Origin of the sequence: uncultured Tyzzerella sp. (genome assembly GCF_963558545.1) — a bacterium.
In the GTDB taxonomy this organism is placed as follows: domain Bacteria; phylum Bacillota; class Clostridia; order Lachnospirales; family CAG-274; genus Tyzzerella.
In genome coordinates this window covers 1-7,095 of record NZ_CAUWHO010000069.1, presented here as the reverse complement: position 1 = coordinate 7,095, position 7,095 = coordinate 1, and the positions used below count along the sequence as shown (strand labels likewise).

Annotated in this window: 5 protein-coding genes; all 5 read left to right on the top strand. The window is 26.0% G+C overall.

Annotated features, from left to right (window positions below):
- On the top strand, positions 1–1,843 hold a 1,843-nt coding region (locus R5Z65_RS09095), incomplete at its 5' end, for an SbcC/MukB-like Walker B domain-containing protein (RefSeq protein ID WP_317368674.1).
- A 101-nt stretch (positions 1,844–1,944) separates the two neighbouring features.
- Entirely contained in the window at positions 1,945–3,759 is a 1,815-nt protein-coding gene (gene lepA / locus R5Z65_RS09090; protein WP_317368672.1) for a translation elongation factor 4, read from the top strand.
- Entirely contained in the window at positions 3,759–4,880 is a 1,122-nt protein-coding gene (gene hemW, locus R5Z65_RS09085; protein ID WP_317368671.1) for a radical SAM family heme chaperone HemW, read from the top strand. Before lepA ends, hemW begins: the two co-directional genes overlap by 1 nt.
- An 18-nt stretch (positions 4,881–4,898) precedes the next feature.
- Positions 4,899–5,624 (top strand): pseudouridine synthase, encoded by a 726-nt coding sequence (locus tag R5Z65_RS09080; protein ID WP_331678038.1) that lies wholly within the window; start codon positions 4,899–4,901, stop codon positions 5,622–5,624.
- A gap of 83 nt (positions 5,625–5,707) precedes the next feature.
- Positions 5,708–6,892 carry an FprA family A-type flavoprotein gene (locus R5Z65_RS09075; RefSeq protein WP_317368670.1) on the top strand — a complete coding sequence of 395 codons (1,185 nt, stop codon included), beginning with the start codon at positions 5,708–5,710 and terminating at the stop codon, positions 6,890–6,892.
- The last annotated feature ends 203 nt before the right edge of the window (positions 6,893–7,095 follow it).

Sequence of the window (7,095 nt, the reverse complement as noted above, 5' to 3'; positions counted from 1 at the left end):
AACATTAACTAAAAATATAGACATACAGAAAAAAATAGATGAAATCACTGTTCAAATAAAAATACAAGAAAATAAAGAGCTTTTAAAAGATTTGGCAGAAAATTTAATAGAAAATAAGCCTTGCCCTTTATGTGGGGCAATAGAACACCCAAATCCTATCAAAATTATTTTTGATAATATAATAAGTAGTTTAAATAATGAAAAAATAAAAAATGAGCAACAATTTACACAAAATATAGACTACATAAATAAATTAAAATTAAAAAATAGTATAATTTATAAAAATATTGAAAATATAAAAATTATTGGTATAAAATACAAAATAGATAATTACAATGGTGGTGATAATAATTTTATATTTAATGAAAATGATATTTTAAAAAATATTTATGATTATGAAGAAAGCCTAAATAAACTAAATCAACAGTTAAATAGCATAAAAATATCTAATGAAAGTATAGTAAGTTTGCAACAAGAAAAATTAAAAGAGCTAGATAATAATAACAATTTATTTCTCCAAATAAAAAATGATTTAGATAAATATTATGTATTATTAAAAACAGATAATTTTTATGAAAAATATGAAAATATATTAAATATAGAAAATATTATTAATAAAAATAATGAAAGATATGTTGATATAAACAAAGAGCTAAGTAATATTGATAACGAAAATACTGAGATTTTAAATAATATTAATGATTTAGAAAAAGAAGAAATATCTTTAGTAACTAAAAAACAACAAAAAATATTACATATAGGAGATTTTGATATAAAAATAAAAAGTTTATCTTATAATAAAGAGCCTAAAGAATATATAATAACAATAGAAAGAGATATAAATGATATTTTAATAAATGAACAGAAATATAAAGATTTATTTGATAAAATATTACAAGAAAAAGATAATCTACAAAAAAATATAAACGATAACTTGTTAAAGCTAAAGATAAATGAAGATAGTATTAATAAAAAGTCTGCTTATATAGATAATTTTATAGAAAAAAGTCTGTTTAAAGATAAAAATAAAATATTACAAAGTTATTATAAAAAGGATAAAAAAGAGCTATACGAGGAAAAAATAAAAAGCTATAAAGAAAAATTTGATGATTACATATACAATATAAAAAGAATTGAAAAGGAATTTAAAATTTTAGATGAAGAAAAAGAAACGGATATAAATATATTAAATGAAAAGGTAGAGTATATAGCTAGAAGAAAAAAGGAATTGTCTGTTAAAAATAGTGAGCTTATAGAAAATATAACTAAACTAAAAATAGACATACAACAAAAAGAAGATTTATTTAAAAAAATAGAAAAAATAGAAAAAACAATAAAGGAAGAAGAAAAAAAGCTAGACTTATTAAAAGAGCTTTATGATTTAAACAAAGGTGGTATTTTTGTAGAATATGTGGCTAACACACATTTAAAGCATATTGTTATAGATGCTAGTAAAAGACTTTTTAATATGACCCAAAGTAAGTATTCTTTAGAGCTTATAGAAAATAGTTTTGTTATAAAAGACCACTACAATGGAGGCATAGCAAGAAGCCCTAAGAGTTTATCTGGAGGGGAAGTTTTTATGGCATCTTTAAGCCTTGCATTATCTTTATCTAGTAAGATACAATTAAAAAATAAAGCTCCCTTAGAAATATTCTTTTTAGATGAGGGGTTTGGTACACTTGATAATAATACTCTAGACACAGTGATAAATACACTAGAACAGTTGCAAGTTAATGACATAAGCGTGGGTATTATAACTCACGTTGAAGAAATAAAAAATAGGGTACAAAATAAAATAACAGTTACATCAAGTGAAAATGGTGCAAAAATAAATATGTAATTTAGTAAAAATTATAAATATAAAACTAATAAATTTTGATTTTTTATTTAAAATATGTTATAATATTATAATTTGAAATTAAAATAAAATGGAGGATAAAAATGGCTTTAAATAGACAAGAAAAGATAAGAAACTTTAGTATAATAGCTCATATAGACCACGGTAAATCTACTCTTGCTGATAGGCTTATACAAAAATCTGGGCTTTTAACAGAAAGAGAGATGCAAGCTCAAGTTTTAGATAATATGGACTTAGAGAGAGAACGAGGTATTACCATAAAGGCTCAAGCTGTTAGGCTTATATACAAAGCTAATGATGGGGAAGAATATACATTAAACCTTATAGATACACCAGGACACGTAGACTTTAACTATGAAGTATCTAGAAGCCTTGCAGCCTGTGATGGTGCTATACTTGTAGTAGATGCAGCACAAGGTGTAGAGGCTCAAACATTGGCTAATGTTTATCTTGCTATTGATAATAACCTAGAGGTATTACCTGTTATAAATAAAATAGATTTGCCTAGTGCTTGTCCTGAGCGTGCCATAAAAGAAATAGAAGATATTATAGGCATAGAGGCAGAAGATGCTCCTTTAATATCGGCTAAAGCAGATATTAATATAGACCAAGTTTTTGAAAGAATTATATCTAATGTACCAGCACCACAAGGAGATGAAAATGCTCCATTAAAGGCACTTATATTTGATAGTTTTTATGATGCTTATAAAGGCGTTATAGTATTTATGCGTGTATTTGATGGGACTGTTAAAAAGGGTACAAAAGTTAGATTTATGGCAACAGAAAAAGAATTTGAAGTTGTAGAGGTTGGAGTTTTTGGACCAGGTAGATTTATACCTACAGAAGAACTAAAAGCAGGGGAAGTAGGGTATTTAACAGCTAGTATAAAAAATGTTAGAGATACTCGTATAGGTGATACGATAACAGATGCTGAAAATCCTGTTAAGGAAAGCTTGCCAGGATATAAAAAAGTAAACCCTATGGTTTATTGTGGCATCTTCCCAGCCGATGGCTCTAAATATCAAGACCTTAGAGATGCTTTGGAAAAGTTGCAACTAAATGATGCATCTTTACAGTTTGAGGCAGAAACATCTGTTGCCTTAGGCTTTGGCTTTAGATGTGGGTTTTTAGGGTTATTACATTTAGAGATTATACAAGAAAGGTTAGAAAGAGAGTACAATTTAGACCTTGTTACTACTGCTCCTAGTGTTATATACAAAATATATTTAACTAACGGAGAATGCCTAAATATTTCAAACCCTAGTGATTTTCCTGACGTTACTACTATAACAAAAATGGAAGAGCCTATTGTTAAAGCAGAGATTATGCTACCTAGTGAATATATAGGCACTATAATGGAGCTTTGCCAACAAAGAAGAGGTGAATATATAGGTATGGAATATTTAGAAGAAACTAGAGCAGTTTTAACATACAATATTCCTCTTAATGAAATTATTTATGACTTTTTTGATGTATTAAAATCTCGTTCTAGAGGGTATGCATCTTTTGATTATGAAATAATAGGTTATTTTGAATCTAAGCTTGTAAAATTAGATATGCTTGTTAATAGAGAGGTGGTAGATGCTTTAAGCTTTATAGTACACGAATCTTCTGCTCAAGAAAGAGGTAGAAAAATGGCAGAAAAGCTTAAAAAAGAAATACCAAGGCATCTTTTTGAAATACCTATACAAGCAGCTATTGGAAATAAGATTATAGCTAGAGAAACTATTAGTGCTATGAGAAAAGATGTGTTAGCAAAATGTTATGGTGGGGATATTAGCCGTAAAAGAAAACTTCTTGAAAAACAAAAAGAAGGTAAAAAGAGAATGCGTCAAATTGGCAGTGTAGAAGTGCCACAAGCAGCATTTATGAGTGTATTAAAGTTAGAAGAAGAATAATGAAAGATTTAAGCATATATATACACATACCATTTTGCACAGAAAAATGCTTTTATTGTGATTTTTTATCTTTTAAAGGTAAAGAAGAATATTTTGAAAAATATAAAATAGCACTTATAAAAGAAATAGAAGATTTTGCTATTTTAAATAAAGATAAGTACATTATAAAAACTATATTTATAGGTGGAGGAACACCTTCTATATTGCCTATAGGGTATATAGGCAATATATCTGAAAAAATATATAAATTATTTAATGTAGATAAGGACATAGAATTTACAATAGAGGCAAACCCTGGCACATTATCTTATGAAAAAATTAAGCATTTTAAAGCTAGTAATATAAATAGAATAAGCCTTGGCTTACAAGCATACCAAAATAATTTATTAAAAAAAATAGGTAGAATACATACAATAGAAGATTTTCTACAAAACTATGAAAATATTAGAAAAGTTGGGTTTGATAATGTTAATGTAGATTTAATGTTTTCTTTACCAAGCCAAACAGAAAAAGACTTTGAACAAACACTTAATAATATTACTAAGCTAGAGCCTGAACATATATCTACATATAGCCTTATATTAGAAGAAGGTACTAAATTTTATAGTATGTATGAAAAAGGTGAATTTGAATTATTTAGTGATGAAATGGACAGAAAATTATACTATATGGCCATAGATATTTTACAGAAAAATGGGTATAATTTATATGAAATATCTAATTTTTCTAAGCATAATAAACAATGTAGACATAATATAGTTTATTGGACTAGAAAAGAATATATAGGATTTGGTCTTGGTTCTAGCTCTTTAATAGATGAAAAAAGAATAGTAAATACAAATAATTTAAATGATTATATAAATTTTAAAAATAATAGAGAAATAGAAATTTTAGAAAAAAAGCATATGTATAGTGAGTTTATGTTTTTAGGGCTTAGAATGGCACAAGGTATTAAAAAAGTAGATTTTTATAATCAGTTTAATATTGACATAGACAGTGTATACAAAAAAGAAATAGATAAATTTATAAAAAATGGACTTTTAATAGAAGAAGATGGATTTTTAAAATTATCTAAAAAAGGTATAGACCTTTCTAATGTTGTTTTTTCAGAATTTATATAATATAAAGGGGATAAAAATTTGATTAGGCTACAAAAATTTTTAGCAGATAGTGGTATATGTTCTAGAAGAAAAGCAGAGGAGCATATATTAGCAGGTGATGTATTAGTAAATAATAAAATAGTTACAGAGCTTGGGCTAAAAGTAGATGAAAAAAGAGATAAAGTTTATTTTAAAAATAAGCCTGTAAAAATAGAACAAAAAAAAGTTTATATTATGTTAAATAAGCCAGAGGGCTGTGTTACAACATCTAAGGAGCAGTTTGATAGAAAAACAGTTTTTGATTATATAAATATCAAAGAGCGTGTTGTACCTGTAGGTAGGCTAGACTATGACACATCTGGGCTTTTAATATTAACAAATGATGGAGATTTAACATATAAATTAACTCACCCTAAGCATAGTATAAAAAAGGTATATATTGCTAAAGTTTATGGTATACCTAACAAAGAAAAGCTAGAAAGATTTAAAAATGGTCTTATTATAGATGATTATAAAACAGCACCTGCTAGCATACAAATATTAGAAAAAGATAATAAATATTCCACATTAAGAATAACTATAACAGAAGGTAAAAATAGGCAAGTTAGAAAAATGTGTGATGCCATAGGACATAAAGTAATTAGCTTAAAAAGGATAGAAATAGATAAAATATCTATTGGAAATTTAAAAATAGGGGAATACAGATATTTAACTAATGAAGAAATAAGTTATTTAAAAAAAATTTGTGAAAAAATTATTAAATAAACTTGACTTTTTTAGTTGGATATTGTATTATATAATAATGATAATAAAATGATATAATTATATTTAAAGGGAGTGTAAAATAAATGAAAGGTTATTTAAAAGTTAAAGATGATATATTTTGGGTTGGAGCATTAGACTTTGACATTAGAACATTTGATGTTGTTATGTATACAGAGTATGGGACAACTTATAACTCTTATGTAGTTAAAGGTAGTGAAAAAACAGCCATTATAGAAGCTGCTAAAGGTAAATTTTTTGACGAATATTTAGAAAGACTAAATACAATAACATCACCAGAAAAAATAGATTATTTAGTAGTAAATCATACTGAGCCAGACCATACAGGTGCAATAGAAAAGCTATTAGACATTAACCCTAATATGACAATAATAGGTTCAGCTTTTGCAATTAAGTTTTTAAAAGAAATAACTAATAAAGATTTTAAAAGCCAAGTAGTAAAAGAGGGTGAAGAAATAAGCCTTGGTAACAAAACTTTAACGTTTTTAAGTGTTCCTTTTTTACATTGGCCAGACTCTATGTATACTTATATTAAAGAAGATAAAACATTATTTACTTGCGACTCTTTTGGTTGCCATTATTGTGATGAAAAAGTATTTAACGATTTAATAGAAGGAGATTTCTTAGATTCGTATAAATACTATTTTGACTGTATAATGGGTCCTTTTAAAGAGTATATTAAAAATGCTTTAGAAAAAATTAAAGATTTAGAAATAGAAACTATATGCCCAGGACACGGTCCAGTTCTTAGAACAGATATAGAAAAATATGTAGAATATTATAAAGAATGGTGCAAAAATGATAAAATAGATGAAGTAGTAGTAGGATATGTATCTTCTTATGGTTACACAAAAATTTTAGCAGAAGAAGTTGCTAAAGGTGTAGAAGAAGCAGGTATTAAAGCAAAAGTTTATGACCTTGAAGTAGCTAATAAAGATGAAGTTTTAGCTAATATAGGTGTTGCTAAAGGTCTTTTAATAGGTACTCCTACTATTGCAGATGATACATTACCTCCAGTATGGGATATATTGGTATCTCTTAATGCAAATGTACATAAGGGCTTAAAAGCAGGTGTTTTTGGTTCTTATGGTTGGAATGGCACAGGTATAACTAATGTAGAAGGGCGTTTTAAACAGCTTAAATTTAAAATGCCAGTAGAACCATTAAAAATACCTTTAAATCCATCTGCAGAACAAAAAGAACAAGCATATAATTTTGGTAAAGAATTTGCTAATAATATAAATATGTAATAAATTTTTTAATACTTTGTATTAAAAAACGGATATAACTTATATTTTTATTCTTAAAAATTAATACAAATAACCGTATATAATTTTTATTCTAAAAATATAAGTTATATCTTAATTGTATTTAATAATAAAAGGTTGTAGAAATTTCTACAACCTTTTATTAAATATTTATACATAAAAAATAATAATTATAAAATAATGAG

Excerpts from the sequence above, each read along its gene's own strand:
- lepA (WP_317368672.1), top strand. The coding sequence starts at position 1,945 with ATGGCTTTAAATAGACAAGAAAAGATAAGAAACTTTAGTATAATAGCT.
- R5Z65_RS09075 (WP_317368670.1), top strand. The coding sequence starts at position 5,708 with ATGAAAGGTTATTTAAAAGTTAAAGATGATATATTTTGGGTTGGAGCA.
- hemW (WP_317368671.1), top strand. The coding sequence starts at position 3,759 with ATGAAAGATTTAAGCATATATATACACATACCATTTTGCACAGAAAAA.